This window comes from Nostoc sp. C96 (assembly GCF_059384975.1).
The window spans coordinates 5,255,421-5,274,500 of record NZ_CM182020.1 but is presented as its reverse complement, the minus strand read 5'-3'; the positions used below and the strand labels follow the sequence as shown (position 1 = coordinate 5,274,500).

The window sequence follows — 19,080 nt, the reverse complement described above, 5'->3', positions numbered from 1 at the left end:
CGAGTTTGGGCAAGAGTTATTAAAAATATCCTCTCACCCATATCTATCACTTTTATGATTTCAACATTTAAGACATAGCAGACTTAGCTTGATGAATAGCATTCAGCCAAGGTTTGATATCATCTCCATCGGTGTGCATATTCCATCGTCTACCACTGCGTTTAAAGGGATAAACATTGTTTTCTACAGCCCAAATTAAATCATCTAAATATTGAATAAAGTTTTCACCATGCTCTACTGGATGTATTGCCCAAGTACCAGTACTCATCGACCAACGCTCAAAACCTTTAACTTTAAAAGTATGTGTAAATGAATTCTCTAATGGCTCTCCAGTATCCTTTTGTACCAGTGGCAAGACACTCTTTTCTAAGCGCTGGCGATCTAAGAGAAAATATCGTGTAGAAACGTTACGAGCTTTATTCCATAATTGCTGCTGTTTAGATTTTAAAGGACGACCAATTAATTTTTCTATAAAATTTTGCGCTTGTGGAGGGCCGCCTTCGCAAGTGGCAATCACTACAGATGGGTTTGCTTGCAACATTTCAATGCCTTCATCTATCCAAGACTTTCTTGCTGCATCTTGGCAAAAAAGCACATCGGAATCTACATGCAGAATATAATCAGCAGTACACTGTTCCAAAGCAAACAGATATTGGTAAATTGGCGCTCCATCAAAATCTTTGACATCTATATCTTCACGTCCAAAATATTTTTTTAATACTGACTTTTGAGAGTTTTCATCCCAAGGTATTTCATCTACTCGATTAATAACACCCTCTATTCGCAGTTGCTCTAATTTTGTTCTTAATTCGTCTATTTGCCCTGTTTGACGTTCTAGGTATTTACCAGATGGCTTACCAGGATCTAGTGCTACCAGCCTTTCGCAAAAAGGATAATCCAGAGAACGCATCATACTCCGGAGTATTTTATCGATGAATGGGGTATCCACAACGCACGCATTTACAGTAAAGCTAACTTTAGGCTTTTGACCAAGCGTGTTCATATTTAAATGTCCTAGTTTATCTGACAAGATTACGTAAAAATCAAGTAAAAATTGTGATTTTTACGAGCATATCATGTCGCCATAATTCTCTGCCATCCAGTATAAATATTGAAGCGTGATCCCCGTAAAAATCCTACTAAAGTAATACCAAACTCTTCAGCAACAGATACCGCCAAACTGCTAGGCGCAGATACAGAACAAACAATTGGCACTCCAGCAACTACAGATTTTTGCAGTAGCTCAAAACTAGAACGCCCACTCACCATGACAATATGATGATTGAATGGTAATTCTTCACTGAGTACAGCCTTACCAATCAACTTATCTAACGCATTGTGACGGCCAACATCTTCTTGTAAGTTCAACATTGTTCCTTCAGCATCAAATACCGCCGCCGCGTGTAACCCGCCAGTTGCACTGAAGATACCTTGATGCGATCGCAACTGCTCAGATAAGCTGTAAATAACCTCAGACTTAACTGTTAAATCAGAAGTAATTTTGGCACAACCCCGCAACTGCAAAGCTGCAATACTAGCTTTACCACAAACTCCGCAGGCGCTATTGATATAAAAGTGACGTTCTAAAGGCTGTAAATCAGGATTTAACCCTGGCTTTAGTTGCACATTAATAATGTTATGACGCTGCTCACCATCTATAAATTCATCTGTGCAGTAGCTCATCTTTTGGATATCTTGTTTACTATTAATCACGCCTTCACTGAAGAGAAAGCCAGCTACTAATTCAAAATCTGCGCCGGGAGTTCGCATTGTAATAGCTACTGTCCGAGATGGAGATGTCAAACGAATTTCTAAAGGTTCTTCGGTAGTTAATTGGTCTTGTCGCAGGCGTTTTTTACCATTTTCGACTACCCAAACTGGCGCTTTAGTTTTGCTTTGATGAGGGAATTTCATTAATTACGGTAATAAACACACTACTTAGTTATATTTACGCGCGATACTTACGACAGGTTCCACCTACCCATGTTAATCGTCAACGCGGCTAGAGCGATCGCTTAGTTGCAACGTCTGATAAATTCTTGAAAATGCAAAGCTAAAGCTGTATTTGTCATATTCTTTTTTTAAACTTGTATAAGCAATACTATAAAAATCTGATTGATTAACCAAGGTAATCAGAAGAGATAAGTATTTATCTCTAAATTGGCTACGAGGTAATATTAAAATGCCCAAATGGAAAGTGGTAACGGAATTTTCTTTTAATAGCGCTCACTACATTAAAGATTACGATGGCCCCTGTGGTCGGATGCACGGTCATAATTACGAAGTCCGCATCGAAGCCATCTCAACACAACTGCATTCTTCACAATTTTGTCCACATCCAGTTATGGTAGCTGATTTTAGAACTTTACGTTGGGCAAAACAAGATGCTACTAAAGGAGGGCTTGACCACTGCATTTTAAATGAAGTTATGCCTCCTGAATATGAGACTACTGCTGAAATGATTGCTAAGTACATTTACGATGAAACCAAGAAACGATTACCGCCAAATGTACAATTAAAAGTTCATGTTTCTGAAACACCTAATAGTTGGGTGGAGTATGAAGAATAATAATTTGTCAATTGGTCAGTAAACATATTGATTGTTGGGATTAGCCATTCCCACAATCAATATGTTTTGTTTCATGGCTCAGAATGAGTGAGAGACTAGTTCTCAGCCCCTTTCCCTCCTTTTGATTAAATAAAAATTATGATTATTTATCTGGTTTTGTCACTATTTTTGTTCATTAAATACATTTTTAAACTATAAATAATTAAGATACTTCTTTGGATAGATGGCATTGATAAATTAGTATAAATATACAAACCTAGTATTAGTAACTTTTTATTAACAAATAAATGCAATAGTTCATTTCTGAAAGTTCATAAAGTTATAAATCACATTATTAATTTTTTAATAATACTTGTCTCAGCTTGTACATTCATGCCATAAGTTAAGGCCGAAATTGTGTAATCTAAAAACAGCTAGGCTAATCTTCAATGAGGTCTGATGACTCCTAATATTCTGCGTCAGCTTTGGTCTGTGGTTGAAACCGCCCAAACCATGACCCTCTTACAGCTGGATGATTCTAGCTTGGTGCAATGGTTGGTAAAACAAACCACAACACAAGTTTTCTTAGATTCCCATGAGATTGATTCTCTTGGCGACTATATTCAATCCCGGCTAAGTCTGATACGCGATATCGCTTATGATCGACACTGCTAAGAAATCAATAGTCAATAGTAAAACCATTGACCATTGACCATTGACTATTGAGGCAAATAACCTTCCACTAAGCAATCGGAACCAACCACACGCCAACGAACACGTTCTAAAGGCAATGCTTCCGTCATAGTAGTCAACCCTAAATCACCAACAGGTGTAGGTGCATGGCTACCACCAATAATTTTAGGAGCAATAAAGGCCATAACTTTTTGTACGGCTCCTTGAGCGATCGCACTTGCAGCTAAATTACCGCCACATTCCCACAGAACACTGCAAAAACCCCGTTCATCTAAATGAATCATTGCTTGTTCAGGTGTTAGCGCTGGTAATTCCACAACTTCCACGCCGTGTTTAAGCAACATTTTTTGTAAATCAGGGTTGGCTCCCACTTCTGTTAACACCAACGTTGGCGCTTCTTGGGTATCCCACAAACGAGCGTTTTCGGGCAAATTGAGTTGACGACTCATCACCACCCGTAAAGGATTATGCGCCCCCACTTGGTGGCTAGTTAAAAAAGGATTGTCTTGTCGGACTGTATTACCACCAACAATAATGGCATCACAAGCCGCCCGTAGTTGATGTACTTCACTGCGGGCGGCTTGATTTGTCACCCACGCGCTATGACCAGCCGTAGTGGCAATTTTGCCATCTAAAGTCATGGCATATTTCAAAATACCAAAAGGTTTTTTATATAAAATACGATGTACAAAAGCTTCATTTAGCTGCTGACAGGCTTCATTCTCTACCCCAACTAACACCTCGACACCAGCAGCACGTAAACGAGCAATTCCACCTCCAGCCACCAAAGGGTTAGGATCAACCATACCCACTACCACCTTGGCCACATCAGCCTCTATCAACCCTTCGGAACAAGGCGGAGTGCGGCCATAGTGATTACAAGGTTCGAGGTTGACATAAACTGTCGCACCACGAGCGCCAACACCTGCGGCTCTCAAAGCAAAAACTTCGGCATGAGGTTCACCCGCACGGGGATGAAACCCTTCGCCCACAATCTCGCCATCTTTGACTACAACCGCCCCCACCAGCGGATTAGGCGAAGTGCGCCCCAAAGCACGGCGGGCAAGTTCCAAGCATCGCTGCATCATGCGGGAGTCAAAGTCAGCTTCACTGCTCATACTGTTCTGCGTTTGAGAATTAAATACCAAAGGCGTTGGCGCAGCCTCTCCAGCGGAGAATTGCACTATTAACCCATCTTTTTGAGTGTAATTTAGTGATGTATCTACCTGAGCAACAACTGGGGAATTATCCATAAATTTTGGGCAAGAATTTCAATATTCTGCACGTTACCGACTTGGCTTGATACCTCAACAGTAATATCCCAGAGCTACTGTTCGCTGTCGGGGTGCATACTTAAATACTATTGCACCGAAACTATTGACCGTTGAACCATGACATCAACTAAAAAGAGTGGGGATTTAGGGTCTGTAACCATAATTCCTCACTCCCAAAATTTAAACTCAAAATTATTTCCTCTGTAACTATTGCTCGATTGCTTTGCGCTTTTGCCACCAAAGATTGAGGGGATAGTAAACTACAGGAGCCCAAAGACTACTGAGAATCGCTGAGGCTAGAGCAACCCGTTGGTAATAAGCCCAGATGTATTCTACTTTGCGATCGCCAGTCAAACTCAACTGCAAACCGAAAATCGATTCTGCCAAAATTGCCATCAAAAAGACAATTAAAGCGATGGAAATAAAGTCTTCCTGAATAAATCGCTGCTTCTGTACTAATCCAGTCAGCAGTCCCACTAAACCCAAAGTTAAAGCATGAGTCGGGTCTGGTGATGTCATAGCATCTTGCAGTAGCCCTAAAACGATACCGGCTACTGCTCCTTCCCAAACAGAGCGTTTTACACTCCAGGCAACTACCCAAATTAACAGCCAATTAGGCCCAATACCCAACAATTCTGTGCCAGGAAAGCGCGTTGGCAATAACAGCAAACATAACAGCACAGACCCAACCGTTACAGACAAATCTAACAGTTGAACTACACGCGGATGCCAACGGGCGATCGGTTTGCGATAAGCTTTAGATTTTCGCTCCCCCGCTTTGGGTTTTTTCTGTTTACGACCATTAAATGAAGGTATCTTCATTATTTTGCTTTTTGCAATTGTTGATTTGCCTGTTCTTGCTGTGCCGACTCTGGGTTTTCCGGTTGTTGGTTTGTTGGTTTTGGATAAACAGCAACCCAATCTAATGACCTAATGGGTGGAAAAAGTTCAACTTTCGCCACAGATGCTGGCAGTTTCTTTAAATCTAAAGATTTAATTCGTCCTACTGCCAAACCAGATGGGAATTTTTGGCTATAAGTTGAAGTTGAAACTAAATCTCCTACCTTGACATTGGGAACTTTTTCGTAAAATTCCAACACAGCTTCCGCTGAAGAATCGCCCCGCAAAACTCCCTTAGCTGAGGTGCGGCTAATTGTCACACCCACTTGACTTTTCAGGTCACTAATGAGTAAAACACGGCTAGTGTTAGGGGTGACAGTATCTACTAAACCTACTAATCCACCCTCAGCCTTGACAATAAACCCTTCCTGAATCCCAGAATTTGAGCCACGATTGAGTGTAACTTGTTGCCACCAATGATCCGCACTACGTCCTACTACGCGCGCTGGCAAGGGACGTGATGCAGGTGGCTCAGTCTGCACATAACCTAGTAAATGCTGTAACTGTTGATTTTGGCTTTCCAGTTCTTGGATGCGCGTTTGCATTTCCATAAACTGGGCATCTTTGAGGCGTTCCTCCAACCGTTCTGCGGGAGTTTGCCCAGATTGCAAAATCTGTAAAGGACGCGTCACTACTTGGTAAACTTCCAGCAGCATTGCTCCTTGAGTCTGTCGTAATATCCAAGCGCCACCTAGTACCAGGGCCAGCGAAGCAATCTGTAACCCTTTACTACCCCACCAACGACGTACAGTAACCATTTATACCTGTTTCTATATTTTGCTAGATATCGGATTCTATTTATATGAAACCCAAATCTAAGGCAAATAGAACCCAATATCCCATATTTTTTCCTACATATTTCGAGAACGGGCGCTGAAGACTCTTTCCAACTGTTTAAAGTTCTCTAATACACGACCTGTTCCTAACACAACACAGCTAAGAGGATCAGCCGCAATGTGAGTCACAATCCCGGTTTCATGACTGATCAGGGTGTCTATGCCTTTGAGCAAAGCCCCACCGCCAGCCAGCATAATACCACGATCAATGATGTCAGATGCTAGTTCTGGTGGGGTTCTTTCTAGTGTCCGCTTCACTGCTTCGACAATGATCGATAACGGTTCCAACATGCTTTCGCGGATTTCTGGGCTTTTGATGGTGACAGTTCGCGGTAAACCAGACAGTAAATGTAAACCTCTAACTTCCATCATGGTTTCATTGTCTTCGTTGGTGGGATAGGCTGAACCAAGACGAATTTTGATATCTTCCGCAGTTCGTTCACCAATGACCAAGTTATGCACCTTCTTCATATATTGGGTGATCGATTCAGTGAGTTCATCACCTGCAATGCGGACTGATTCACTTATAACAGTACCCTGGAGACTTAACACAGCAACTTCTGTTGTGCCACCGCCAATATCAATAATCATGTTACCAGTAGGTTCGGCAACTGGTAGACCGGCTCCAATGGCTGCTGCTACTGGCTCATCGATTAAATATACTTCTCTAGCCCCAGCTTGAACTGCGGCATCCATAACTGCTCGTCTTTCTACTCCGGTGACACCACTGGGAATGCCAATGACAATCCGAGGTAAAATCAGCGATCGCCCCTCATTAACTCGCTGAATAAAGCTTTTTAGCATTAACTCGGCTGTATCAAAATCAGCGATTACCCCATCACGCAAGGGACGCAAGGCAATCACGTTTTCCGGTGTGCGACCAAGCATTTTTTTGGCATCTTCACCTACTGCTAGTGCGACCTTTTCGATTTGGTCGATCGCCACTACAGAAGGTTCTTGCAGTACAATGCCTTTACCAGATACATAAACAAGGGTATTAGCAGTACCGAGGTCGATACCCATATCCCATGATGAGCGAAAGTTCCTAAACAGCCCCACGCTTCTCTACGCCCCCTATTTGCAATAATTTTTGACTATAAAAAAATGTTAGATTGAATCGTGCTGGATTCTATTACGTTTTTGATCATCAGTCTAGTAAAAATGGCCATTTTTTGATTTAGTTTTGACCATACTTACTAAATTGGATACATTCACGTTTTCGATATTCTCAGACCAACTCAGTATATCCGTACAGTTTTTTAGTTTTCCCCAAGTAATAGCTCAAATTTATATACCTTGCAAGGTTGTTAACTTTTTAACACATTTTCAGTAAGTTCATAATTGGCTATTATGGGAATCAAGATACATGAGTACGTCAGTACTAAAAGGTAAAGCACATGACTATTAATATAGTTCACCTCATTGGTCGTGTAGGTGGCGACCCAGACATGAAGTATTTTGATTCTGGTAAGGTTAAGTGTAGATTAACACTGGCAGTAAACAGAAGAACACGCAATAGTGATGAGCCAGATTGGTTCAATTTAGAATTATGGGGCAAGACGGCCGAAATTGCTGGTACCTATGTACGAAAAGGGAAACAAATTGCTGTTAAAGGTTCTTTAAAGTTTGACACTTGGAACGATCGCCAAACAGGAGCCAGCCGTTCTACACCAGTTATTCTCGTAGATCAGCTAGATTTATTAGGTTCTAAGCAAGATAGCGACGGTGCTATGAACGATATGTCTCCAGAGAATTTTTAATTGGTTGATGGTCAATGGTCAATAGTTAACCTAACTGGGCAATTAAAAAAATGCTAACCAGATGTTTAACCATTGACCGTTGATCCTCAACCATTGACATTGGACTATGGACTTTTGACTAATAACTAATTTGCAACGTCACCGATGCTTCTACTTCCTGTTCGCCACCAACCACAGGCGTGGAAACGTCTTCGGCAACTTTCGCGGACTGAGCGCGTAAAAATACAGGTGGTGGGGGAGCGCTGGCGTTGTTAACTTGGATGGTGACTATTTCTTTAGATTTCAGTCCTAAAGCACTAAAAACAGCATCAGCTTGCTGTTGAGCATCTTGAGTCGCTTCTTTGAGAGCAACTTGTCGCGCAGATGCGATCGCTTCATCACTAGCAATAAAACTAACACCGTTAATTTGCGTTGCCCCAGCTTTCACCGCATCGTCTAACAATGTCCCAGCTTTTTCGGTAGCGATGCGAAAACTCACAGTATTACTAGCAGCGTAGCCAGTAATTCGTTGCACATTATTGGTGTAACTGTAAACAGGGTTGAGGCGAATACCTGTAGTTTCTAGTTTCTCTACATTGCGGCTTTTGAGCAAAGCAACTACAGCTGATGACCTTTTCGCAGCTTCTTGCTGTACTTCTTGGGCAGTTTTACCTTGAATTTCTACCCCTAAATTAACTAGAGACAAAGTAGTAGGAATTGATTCCATCCCACGTCCACTAACAGTCAAAGTCCGCCATAACTTTTCTTTTTCCTGGGCTGACGCAGGTAAAATCAACGTTACAAATAACAGTAAAGCTAAGGGTAGAGATTGCCAAAACTTTGCAGCACGAAATTGAGAACCAGACAAAGCGGCTCTAGACATAAACTTGCACTCCTCTGAAAAATATATACAGATGCTAATAAGTAAACTGCATCCAGCAATCATTCGTTAACTGTTAAGCATTAATAGTTAACAGTTAGTTGGCTCGATACGATTTGTATGTTCCTACTGTGACATTAGCGTAGTCAAAAACAGGTATTGTTACATTTTTGGAAACTAAAAAATCACAGTAAAATTTATGGAGATTCTGTTATGGCGTATTGGCTGCTGAAAACTGAACCGGATAAATACTCTTATGCTGATTTAGAACGAGACGGCACTACAGTATGGGACGGAGTTACAAATGCTCTCGCCCTCAAGCATATCCGCACAATGTTTAAGGGTGATTTAGCTTGGATTTATCACACAGGTAAAGAACGACAAATCACCGGTTTAGCAGAGATAGTCACTCAGCCTTACCCTGATCCAGCCCTCAATGATATCAAACTGGTAGTTGTCAAGGTGCAAGCAGTCCGCCCAGTCACTCAGCCTGTTACCCTAGCCCAAATTAAACAGGACGACAAATTTACAGACTTTGACTTATTGCGACTCCCCAGATTATCCGTTGTCCCAGTATCTGAAGTTCATTGGCAACACCTCATCAAACTAACAGCCAGCGAAACTTAAACTTACAGCAGGGAATGGGGAATTAAGGTGGAAAAACTCTTGGTATATAACTTTGTTCTACAAATTTTTACCTCACTCACCTGCATCTGTTGTAAATACTATTAGGCGTTGGCAAAAAGTGTTAATTGAGTATTTTGAACTACAAATTAAGAAGAAAGGTTAAAGATTTAAGTGGATACACTGTTATTGTCTGATTTCGGTAAGTTGCATAATAAGCGCAACTATCTATATAAGAATTTTTTAGTCGGATTCCGCACAAAGCATTCGCATAATTTGCTCAAAACTGGATTAACAAAATACTATTTAGTGGAATAGATCCATGCTCTTCCGCATACCTGAACGTTGGATGCACTGGGTGCGCTGTCTGTTAACTTTTGCATGGCTCGTAATCATTGCTTCGCTATTGTACGACCCCTTGACTCACGTACAGACTAAACTAAATCAGACTTCGCCCCCAGTACAATTTGCTGATAGCTGTATTCACGTACAGGGCAAATGCTTTTCAGGACGATCTTATTCTCTGGGAACAACCTTGATGTGGGGAGTGATTATACCTGCGTCGATTTTTGTTCTACTTGTTTTTGGACATGAACTGTGGCGACGCATTTGCCCCCTCTCATTTCTGTCACAGATTCCTCGTGGCTTAGGTTGGCAGCGTCAATCTCAATGGAAGCGCTCTAAAACAGGAAAATTACACTACAAGTTAGCAAAAGTCAGTTCAAAATCCTGGTTGGGCAAAAATTATGCTTACCTACAGTTCGGATTGTTATTTATTGGACTATGTGGCCGGATTTTATTTTTTGATGCCGATCGCCTAGTTTTGGCATTATGGTTGTTGCTGACTATTGCTTTTGCTATTACTATTGGCTATCTCTATAGCGGGAAGACATGGTGTAATTATTTCTGCCCAATGGCTCCCGTAGAAAAGATTTATAGTCAACCCAGTGGGTTATTCAGCAGTAAAGCTCACATTAGCAATCAACGAATTAGCCAGTCGATGTGCCGCATTGTTTTGCCAGAGGGTAAAGAACAGAGTGCATGTGTTGCTTGTCAAAACTTTTGTATTGATATTGATGCTGAACGAGCGTATTGGGAACATCTAAAAAAGCCAGAAGAAGCTTTTGTGCGTTATGGTTACGGCGGGTTAGTCATTGGTTTCTTTGTTTATTACTACCTTTATGCAGGCAATTGGGAATATTATTTTTCTGGAGCTTGGGTACGGCAATCTCACCAGATGGCAACAATATTTAGTCCTGGACTTTATTTGTTTGGACACCAAATTAATCTACCCAAGTTAATTACTGTGCCAATGATATTGGGAGGATTTACAGCGATCGCTTATATTTTAGGACGCTTTGCTGAAAAACAAGCCAAAGTCTACAGTCGTCGCCACAATCTCTATTTGTCTTCAGATATAATTCGCCATCGAATTTTTACTATTTATACCTTTGGGATTTTTAATTTCTTTTTTATTTTTGCTGGCCGTCCTCTCATTTTATTACTGCCGCTGTGGATACAGTATATTTACAATTCACTATTACTTCTACTGAGTACACTTTGGTTCTACAAAACTTTGCCGCGCAGTCCTCATCTTGATTTTCATGAAAGTAGTACCAATCGTTTCTCAAGTTAATCAACAGCCTCTGTCCAGAAAAGAGTAAAAATAAAGAGAAGGATTTTCGCGGAAACCATGCAGTTTTTAGATGCAATCAACTTTTCTTTTCCTCTACTGGCCAGCACAACAGAAGCCGCAGACGGTTCTATGGTAGTGGCGGCTGTGCTGCTGAGTTTAGTGGTAATTTACTTCGCCAGCAAAGTTGGTGGGGAGTTATCAAACCGCATCGGTTTACCACCTGTCTTAGGCGAACTTGTCGGCGGTGTAGTCGTCGGTGTTTCGGTTCTGCACCTGTTGGTGTTCCCCGAAGGTGGCGCAGACAGTTCTAATTCGTTAATCATGGCCTTTCTGCAAACTACTGCTGGTCTGACTCCAGAAGCAGCACCCCAGGTATTTGCTGCCCAATCAGAAGTTATTTCTGTGCTATCAGAATTGGGTGTGATTATCTTGCTGTTTGAAATTGGTTTGGAGTCTAACTTAAAAGACCTAATGGCAGTGGGTATCCAAGCAACTATTGTGGCAGTAGTAGGTGTGGTAGTACCTTTTGCTGCTGGGACTGTAGGTTTGATGACTTTATTTGGTATTGGTGCTGTACCAGCAATTTTTGCCGGTGCAGCTTTGACAGCTACAAGTATCGGAATTACCTCTAAAGTCTTGTCAGAAATTGGTAAGCTGAATTCCAAAGAAGGACAAATTATTCTCGGTGCAGCGGTGATTGATGACGTACTGGGAATTATTGTTTTAGCGGTAGTTGCCAGCCTCGCCAAAGATGGTGCAGTGGATGTAGGTAAAGTCATTTACCTGATTATTTGCGCTACAGCATTCCTATTAGGTGCGATCGTTCTGGGTAATGTTTTCAATAAAACATTTGTGGCGATCGCTAATCAACTCAAAACCCGCGGTGAATTAGTCATTCCCGCCTTTATTTTCGCCTTTGTGATGGCATATCTAGCTGCCATCATTCAATTAGAAGCAATTTTGGGCGCTTTTGCTGCTGGTTTAGTCTTGGAAGAAACTGATAAGCGTAAAGAACTGCAAAAGCAAGTGATTCCTGTAGCTGATTTGATGGTGCCAATTTTCTTTGTCACAGTTGGCGCAAAAACTGATTTGGGAGTGCTAAACCCTGCCATTCCCAGCAACCGCGAAGGCTTAATTATGGCTATTTTCCTGATTACAGTAGCCATTCTTGGTAAAGTTATTACAGGTTTGAGCGTCTTTGGTCAACCCCAAATCAATCGTTTAGCGATCGGTGTGGGTATGATTCCTCGTGGTGAAGTCGGATTAGTATTTGCTGGTGTTGGCGCTGCTAGTGGCGCTCTCTCGAAACCATTGGGGGCGGCAATTATTATGATGGTGATCCTCACAACTTTTTTAGCTCCGCCTTTATTACGTTTCGTATTTCCCGATTCCAGCAAAGTGGCCACTGAATCTGAGCAACTAATTAAAGATTAAAACTGAGGGATTGGGGGCTAGGCAGAAACAAGGTTGAAATAAAATTATCTACTTCCGTGTTTTCTTCGTCTCCAATCCCTTCATTAATTACAGGAAACTTCTGTCTCTTGATCTGCGTCCTCTGATATCGTTGTTTCTCAATCATTTTGACTATTGATTATTACCTTTGAGAAAACAATTTGTTACCAATATTACCTAATTACAAATCCTCATCTAAATATGTTTGTAGTCGCTAAAAACTAGTAATTGTCAATATTGCAACATCTTTTAAAACGAGTGGAAATTTGTAACTGAGAAAATTGCTTGTCTATCAACAAAACACACAAAATAAAGTATATAACGAAGTCAAAAATTAACCACAATTGACTAAAATCAGATAATTCTGGTTATATTTGTGTTGCCTCTCATATTCGCTTTATCGCTGGAGAGTACAGCAATATTAAAATTAAAGACTATGTAAGCAGTTGACAATTTACACCATTAATTGTTTCTTTAACCCAAAAAAAGCCAAAGTCAAATCTCGAAGTTTCTGTAACGGAAGAATAACTTACCCAAATTTTTGAGATATTGACTTCCATGAATGCGAATCAGGAGAAAGGATTGTGAAATTACACTGGTTACTACCCGGTACGGTTGGGATGATCTGCTTACTGTCTTCGCCAGCTTTGGCGGCCAGACTAGAGTCTTGGCGGTTTGATGCCAAGCAAAACCGTCTGGAATTTAATACTTCTGAGGGTGTCCAACCCAAAGCACAACTCATTTTCAATCCCACACGCCTGGTTATTGATTTACCAGACACAACCTTTGGCAGACCACAGTTAACACAACCTGTAGGTGGAGCAGTTCGGGCTATCCGTGTTGGTCAGTTTGAACCCCAAACAGCCCGCATAGTCGTAGAACTGGCTCCTGGTTATACTCTTGACCCTCAAGGGATAAAATTCGTTGGGGTAACTGCCAGTCGGTGGACAGTACAATTGCCTAGACCAAGACTAGAACCTGTAAACTCTTCCGCAAATAATGTTTACAACGTAGTCACCACTCTTGACTCAGATACAAGACCACCCTTACCGAGAATTGTCAGTAGCACACAAAGCACAACTCAAATCGACAGTTTACAAGTGACAGGAGATGGTTTTTTTGTTCGGACAAATGGTGGTAATCCCCAAGTGAGAGTAAATCGTAGCCGCGATCGCTCTACTATTTTTATGGATATCTCTGGCGCGACTCTATCAGCAAATTTGGCGCAGCGAGACCTTAGTGTTAACAGGCATGGTGTGAGCCGTGTAGAATTCACCCAACTGCAAACTAGTCCACCCGCAGTCCGTATGACTTTACGGGTAGATAAAAATAGCCCTGACTGGCGAGCAACTAGAAGTGGTGGTACTGGATTGGTAGTTCTGCCTAATCGGTTTGCTACATTACCCGGAAATAACTCTAACAACTCTTCTGATAACCAACCAGAATTTTCTCCCCCCAACCCCCGAATTGTTAGTGATGAAGTAGCAACAATTCAAGCAGTTGAACTGTCTGATGATGGTAAGCAACTACTCATTAGAGCCAACCAAACTATAAATGCTAGGGGTGGATGGGACAGAACCTCTGGTTTGTATCGCATCACCATTAATAATGCTAAATTAGCGCCTCGAATTAAAGGCCCGACTTTTAACGCCAATAGTCCAATTCTGCGGGTACGCCTGCAAACGCCAGATGCTGACACGGTAGTGATTTTAGTTCAACCTGCGGCTGGAGTGCAAGTTGGGCAAATTAATCAAAATGACGACCAAGTAACAATACAACTACAAGGTTCTCGCCGAGTAGTGGCACTTCCAGGTACACTGCCTTTTCCTTCAGGACAAAGTCAATTACCAGATCCTAATGAAAATCCCCGTTCCATACCGCAGCCAGGAACACGCCCCTTACCCAGAGGAAAGGTAGTAGTTGTCATTGACCCAGGACATGGCGGTAAAGACCCTGGAGCCATTGGGATTGGTGGTATCCGAGAGAAGGATATTATTTTGCCTATTAGCAGAAGGATAGCCGAAATTTTACAGCAAAATGGTGTGCAGGTGATTCTGACACGGAGTTCTGACTATTTTGTGACTCTTCCTGGAAGAGTACAGTTGGCAGAAAGAGCTAATGCTGATGTATTCGTCAGTATCCACGCTAATTCCGCAGGTGCAGGTCGTGCCGATGTCAGTGGTTTAGAAACTTATTATTATGACAGTGGTTTGGGTCTAGCTCGTGTTGTCCATAGCAGCATTTTGCAAAGTCTGAATGTTAGAGATCGGGGAGTGCGCCGAGCCAGATTTTTCGTCCTGAGAAAAAGTTCTATGCCTTCGATTCTTGTCGAGACAGGTTATTTAACTGGTCGAGAGGACATTGCCAAGCTACGCAGTTCAGCTTATCAAAATCAAATGGCAGAAGCGATCGCCCGTGGTGTACTCCAGTACCTCCGACGCAGATAAATCATCGTCAAACTTTAGTAAATATACTTAACTACTCTAATGAATAATTAATTGCTATATCTGGTTAATATTAATCTTGCTTGTGATCAGCAAGATTAGCCTGTAATCTCACGGATAAAAATCTCTTGTTCTCACTTCCAAAAAAGTGAGAACTAATTTTTGACGATGAGTAGATACATTTAAATATCATATTGTTTTCAAAATGCTAAATTAAGTGTCACCACCTTTACCAGAATCTATTGATAGTAGCAATAACTTTTTGGGTACATTGATTATCAGCCATCAAATAACTCAACACTAATCCATACTGATTTTACGTATATTGACTGAAAGTATTTATTGTCTTGAATGCCAGCACAAAATTGCTGGTTGCTACGGAAGTTCTGATGAGCAGTGTCCACTATGCAGACTTCTGGAATTAAAGCTAAGTTTGGCGGTGACGGTGTGAGGATTTACCAATAGATACGTGGACATATTGACGGCTTCTATGAACGCGAATTAGGAGAAATGACTGTGAAATTACACTGGTTACTAACCGGTACTATTGGAACTATCTTCTGGCTATCATCGCCTGCTTTAGCGGCGAAACTGGAGTCTTGGCACTTTGATGCCAAGCAAAACCGCTTGGAATTTAATACTTTGGGGGCTGTTCAACCCAAAGCTCAACTCATTTTCAATCCCACTCGTCTGGTAATTGATTTACCAGATACAGATTTTGGCAGACCACAGTTAACACAACCAATAGGTGGAGCAGTTCGCTCAATTCGCGTAGGGCAATTTGATCCCCAGACGGCCAGAATTGTCGTAGAATTAGCTCCCGGTTATACTATTGACCCCCAAGGGGTAAAATTTATCCCTACTACTGGTAGTCGTTGGTTAGTTCAATTACCTACACCAACAGCAACGCCTATCACATCATCAGCAGATATTTCACTCCAATCAGAACCTCAAACCGTCGAAACCACAGCTAATTCAGAATTTCCTTCCAGAAATATCTACTCTGTGGTTAAACCCGACCCAGTAAGATCAAATAATCCTAGACCTTTGGGTAACACCCTCGCCGCTGTCACTCAATTAGAAAGTTTTCGAGTTACTGGTGATGGTTTTTTTGTGCGGACTAATGGTGGTAGTCCGCAAATTCAGGTGAACCGGAGTTCAGATAAACGCGCAGTTAATATCGAGATTACTGGTGCATCCTTATCTCCTAGCTTGTTGCAACAAGATTTATCTGTGAATCGTTATGGTGTCAACCGGATTCAATTTTCCCAATTGCAAACAAGACAACCAACAGTCCGCATGACTTTGTATGTGGATAAAAATAGTCCTGACTGGCGGGCAAGTACTAGCAGTATCGGTGGGTTTGTAATTATACCTAACCGAGTTGTGAGATTACCTGGTAATAGTGATGCAAATCTCGTTGCGGAGGCGACTGACTCACCTGCAATTATTCAAGCAGTGGAATTAGCTGATAATGGTACTCAACTTTTAATCAGATCTAACAGGCCTGTATCTGCCAAAGGCGGGTGGGATAGATCTTCTGGTTTATTTCGGATTGCGATCGCCAATGCTAAGTTAGCCCCTAGAGTTATTGGCCCAGCTTTTAATGCCAATAGTCCCATTCTGCGGGTACGGTTGCAACCTCAAGAAGATTCCGTCAATATTTTGGTTCAACCCGCTTCTGGAGTCCAAATTGGGGAAGTCAACCAAGTTAGTAATCAGTTGTTGGCTGTACAATTACAACGCACTCACGCAATTACACCACCTATAGGTTTACCGCCTCTACCCTCAAGTAATGGTCAATTACCAAACTCAAAGGACAATCCTCCACCAGTAGCACGCCCAATTCCCAGAGGAAAACTGATAGTTGTGATTGACCCTGGACATGGTGGGAAAGACTCTGGCGCTCCTGGTTTAGGTGGACTATTAGAAAAAGATGTAATTTTACCAATTGGTAAACGAGTAGCAGCAATTCTAGAACGCAATGGTGTACAAGCAGTTCTCACCAGAGATGCTGACTTTTTCGTTGAACTTCAGGGACGGGTAGATATTGCTGAACGTGTCAATGCAACTTTATTTGTGAGTATCCACGCTAATTCTGTAGATAGTCGCCCTGATGTGAATGGCTTAGAAGTATATTATTACGATAGTGGTTATGGTTTAGCAGAAGTAGTTCGCAATACGATTCTGCAAGATATTGGCACAATTAAAGACCGAGGAACACGCAAAGCCCGATTTTATGTCTTGAGAAAAAGTTCTATGCCTTCGATTTTAGTAGAAACAGGTTATATGACTGGTCGGGAAGATAACCCTCGATTGGGTTCACCAGAATATCAAAATCGGATGGCAGAGGCGATCGCTCGTGGTATTCTCAAATACTTACGTCAAAGGTAATATATACAGCCAAGCTGAAAATATAGTACAAGTTTTTAATTACTGTGTGGGAAGTCGCTTTAATTCTACAGACGCTGATTCTGATTCCTGAATTCGATTTGCTGAACTACTGAACCACAAGGAATTTAGTAGTCAGTTCACAAATTGTCTGCTAAATTCTGTATTTTAAATGCCAAAACCTAAATCAATATCTGCCTGTGTATTCATCTTCTATTTTTGAAGGTAATCTTTACGATTTTTCTGATAAAGAACCTCAACGCGCCCCTATTGGCGTTTTTGACAGTGGTGTGGGTGGGCTGACGGTACTGCGACAAATTTACCGCCAACTACCAAATGAATCGATTATTTATCTTGGTGATACAGCCAGACTGCCCTACGGTATCCGTTCCCAAGCGGAAATTGTGCAATTTGTGCGCGAAATTCTTTGCTGGATGCAGCAGCAGCAAGTCAAAATGGTGGTGATGGCTTGTAACACCAGTTCTGCCCTCGCGTTAGAAATTGTCCGCCAAGAATTTAATATCCCTATCTTGGGCGTAATTCTCCCAGGAGCAAAAGCCGCTGTGCAGCAAGGTAAGCGCATTGGTGTGATTGCTACCCCAGCAACTGCTAAAAGTAATGCTTATAAGCAAGCGATTTTGGAAATTGACCCAGAGGTACAAGTCTGGCAAGTTGGTTGTCCAGAGTTTGTGCCGTTAATTGAGCAGAATCGCATCCACGACCCTTACACTACTGAAGTAGCACGTTCTTATCTAGAGCCTTTACTTCAGCAAGAAATTGATACTTTAGTCTACGGCTGTACTCATTATCCTCACTTGGCACCAGTACTGCGATCGCTTCTTCCATCTCATGTCAAATTAGTTGACCCCGCTGTTCATGTCACAGCTGCTTGTAACCAAGATTTAGAGTTGCTGGGCTTAACTAATACCCACCCACCATTACCAACTCGCTTTGTCGTCAGCGGTTGTCCACAACAATTCGCTCAGTCCGCAGTCCAGTGGCTAGGCCATACCCCAATGGTTGAAGTCGTAGACTTAAATAGCACAGTAATTTCTCAACTTACGTAAATGAGAATGAAGTATGAAGCCCAAGAATAAAATTCTATACTTCATACTTCATAATTCATAATTCATACTTCAGTTGACTATTGACTAATAACTATTGACTCTTGACTATTCACCACCTCAGTTACCTGTGATGTTATGGATACATCCTGTTGATATTTCTCATGATTTCTGGATAGAGAATCATGAGAAAAAGATTTTTGACCACTGCGCTTTGCTAGTGCTAATAATAGATACACTGTGAATAAATACCCAGCAGCTAAAATAAAAATCATCATAGGCATATTAGCGTAAATCATTGTTCTACCAGCTTTTTTCTCGAAAAATATCAAATTTCATACAACACGTAGAACTTCAACTAAGCAAGAAAATTCTTGATAGCCGTAGTTTGCTATGCTAAATTTGCCGTAGAGTTATAACGCTCTTCGGTAAACAAATGGAACTATTTAATTGACGTTATTTGCAGACAACACATACCACAACAGTTAATTTGCCCAATAGCATAATTAACTGCGCTCCTCAGCAGTTTACTTAGTCTGCATTATTGTTTTTCATACCTCTGTGGTAGGATATACCACGACTTTCAGCGCAAGCTGTAA

The 19,080-nt window shown here is 41.6% G+C and carries 17 protein-coding genes; 9 read left to right on the top strand and 8 right to left on the bottom strand.

What is annotated here, in order from left to right; translation table 11 throughout:
* Positions 1–67: 67 nt before the first annotated feature.
* Positions 68–1,003, bottom strand: a complete 936-nt coding sequence (locus AC504W_RS22550) for a glycosyltransferase family A protein (RefSeq protein ID WP_494874448.1) — start codon at positions 1,001–1,003, stop codon at positions 68–70.
* A 71-nt stretch (positions 1,004–1,074) separates the two neighbouring features.
* Complete coding sequence (fdhD, locus tag AC504W_RS22545; RefSeq protein WP_494874447.1) at positions 1,075–1,914, bottom strand: formate dehydrogenase accessory sulfurtransferase FdhD; 840 nt, start codon at positions 1,912–1,914, stop codon at positions 1,075–1,077.
* Positions 1,915–2,182: 268 nt separating this feature from the next.
* On the opposite strand from fdhD, the gene AC504W_RS22540 reads away from it, so the two are divergent.
* Complete coding sequence (locus AC504W_RS22540; RefSeq protein WP_096580137.1) at positions 2,183–2,569, top strand: 6-pyruvoyl trahydropterin synthase family protein; 387 nt, start codon at positions 2,183–2,185, stop codon at positions 2,567–2,569.
* Between the two features lie 438 nt (positions 2,570–3,007).
* Positions 3,008–3,223, top strand: a complete 216-nt coding sequence (locus AC504W_RS22535; RefSeq protein ID WP_096580135.1) for a hypothetical protein — start codon at positions 3,008–3,010, stop codon at positions 3,221–3,223.
* Between the two features lie 44 nt (positions 3,224–3,267).
* Here the strand turns inward: AC504W_RS22535 and ribD are convergent, their stop codons facing one another.
* The 4 genes from ribD to AC504W_RS22515 all read right to left on the bottom strand — a co-directional run bounded on the left by ribD (position 3,268) and on the right by AC504W_RS22515 (position 7,274).
* A complete protein-coding gene (gene ribD / locus AC504W_RS22530) occupies positions 3,268–4,494 on the bottom strand; it encodes a bifunctional diaminohydroxyphosphoribosylaminopyrimidine deaminase/5-amino-6-(5-phosphoribosylamino)uracil reductase RibD (protein WP_494874445.1) in 1,227 nt (408 codons plus the stop codon).
* Between the two features lie 228 nt (positions 4,495–4,722).
* Complete coding sequence (gene mreD / locus AC504W_RS22525; protein WP_494879427.1) at positions 4,723–5,337, bottom strand: rod shape-determining protein MreD; 615 nt, start codon at positions 5,335–5,337, stop codon at positions 4,723–4,725.
* Positions 5,337–6,173 carry a rod shape-determining protein MreC gene (gene mreC / locus AC504W_RS22520; protein ID WP_494874443.1) on the bottom strand — a complete coding sequence of 279 codons (837 nt, stop codon included), beginning with the start codon at positions 6,171–6,173 and terminating at the stop codon, positions 5,337–5,339. Before mreC ends, mreD begins: the two co-directional genes overlap by 1 nt.
* Positions 6,174–6,266: 93 nt before the next feature.
* Positions 6,267–7,274, bottom strand: coding sequence for a rod shape-determining protein (locus AC504W_RS22515; RefSeq protein ID WP_494874442.1), 1,008 nt, complete (start codon positions 7,272–7,274; stop codon positions 6,267–6,269).
* Between the two features lie 374 nt (positions 7,275–7,648).
* Here AC504W_RS22515 and AC504W_RS22510 point away from each other — a divergent pair, with 374 nt between their 5' ends.
* Positions 7,649–8,011, top strand: coding sequence for a single-stranded DNA-binding protein (locus AC504W_RS22510; protein WP_494874440.1), 363 nt, complete (start codon positions 7,649–7,651; stop codon positions 8,009–8,011).
* Between the two features lie 118 nt (positions 8,012–8,129).
* Here AC504W_RS22510 and AC504W_RS22505 read toward each other — a convergent pair whose 3' ends face one another.
* Positions 8,130–8,873, bottom strand: coding sequence for an SIMPL domain-containing protein (locus tag AC504W_RS22505; RefSeq protein WP_494874439.1), 744 nt, complete (start codon positions 8,871–8,873; stop codon positions 8,130–8,132).
* A gap of 210 nt (positions 8,874–9,083) precedes the next feature.
* Between AC504W_RS22505 and AC504W_RS22500 the strand changes: the two genes are divergently transcribed.
* The 6 genes from AC504W_RS22500 (at position 9,084) to murI (ending at position 18,484) form a co-directional block, all read left to right on the top strand.
* On the top strand, positions 9,084–9,497 hold the full coding sequence (locus tag AC504W_RS22500) for an EVE domain-containing protein (RefSeq protein ID WP_494874437.1): 414 nt from the start codon (positions 9,084–9,086) through the stop codon (positions 9,495–9,497).
* A 319-nt stretch (positions 9,498–9,816) separates the two neighbouring features.
* Positions 9,817–11,130: a 4Fe-4S binding protein gene (locus AC504W_RS22495; protein WP_494874436.1), complete on the top strand. Its 1,314-nt coding sequence runs from the start codon at positions 9,817–9,819 to the stop codon at positions 11,128–11,130.
* A 57-nt stretch (positions 11,131–11,187) separates the two neighbouring features.
* Positions 11,188–12,564, top strand: a complete 1,377-nt coding sequence (locus AC504W_RS22490) for a cation:proton antiporter (protein WP_494874435.1) — start codon at positions 11,188–11,190, stop codon at positions 12,562–12,564.
* Positions 12,565–13,166: 602 nt separating this feature from the next.
* A complete protein-coding gene (locus AC504W_RS22485) occupies positions 13,167–15,029 on the top strand; it encodes an N-acetylmuramoyl-L-alanine amidase (RefSeq protein ID WP_494879425.1) in 1,863 nt (620 codons plus the stop codon).
* Positions 15,030–15,542: 513 nt separating this feature from the next.
* A complete protein-coding gene (locus AC504W_RS22480; RefSeq protein ID WP_494878728.1) occupies positions 15,543–17,420 on the top strand; it encodes an N-acetylmuramoyl-L-alanine amidase in 1,878 nt (625 codons plus the stop codon).
* A 197-nt stretch (positions 17,421–17,617) separates the two neighbouring features.
* Positions 17,618–18,484, top strand: a complete 867-nt coding sequence (gene murI, locus AC504W_RS22475; RefSeq protein WP_494874432.1) for a glutamate racemase — start codon at positions 17,618–17,620, stop codon at positions 18,482–18,484.
* A 77-nt stretch (positions 18,485–18,561) separates the two neighbouring features.
* On the opposite strand, the gene AC504W_RS22470 is transcribed toward murI, so the two are convergent.
* Positions 18,562–18,780: a hypothetical protein gene (locus AC504W_RS22470; protein ID WP_494874431.1), complete on the bottom strand. Its 219-nt coding sequence runs from the start codon at positions 18,778–18,780 to the stop codon at positions 18,562–18,564.
* Positions 18,781–19,080: the final 300 nt, after the last annotated feature.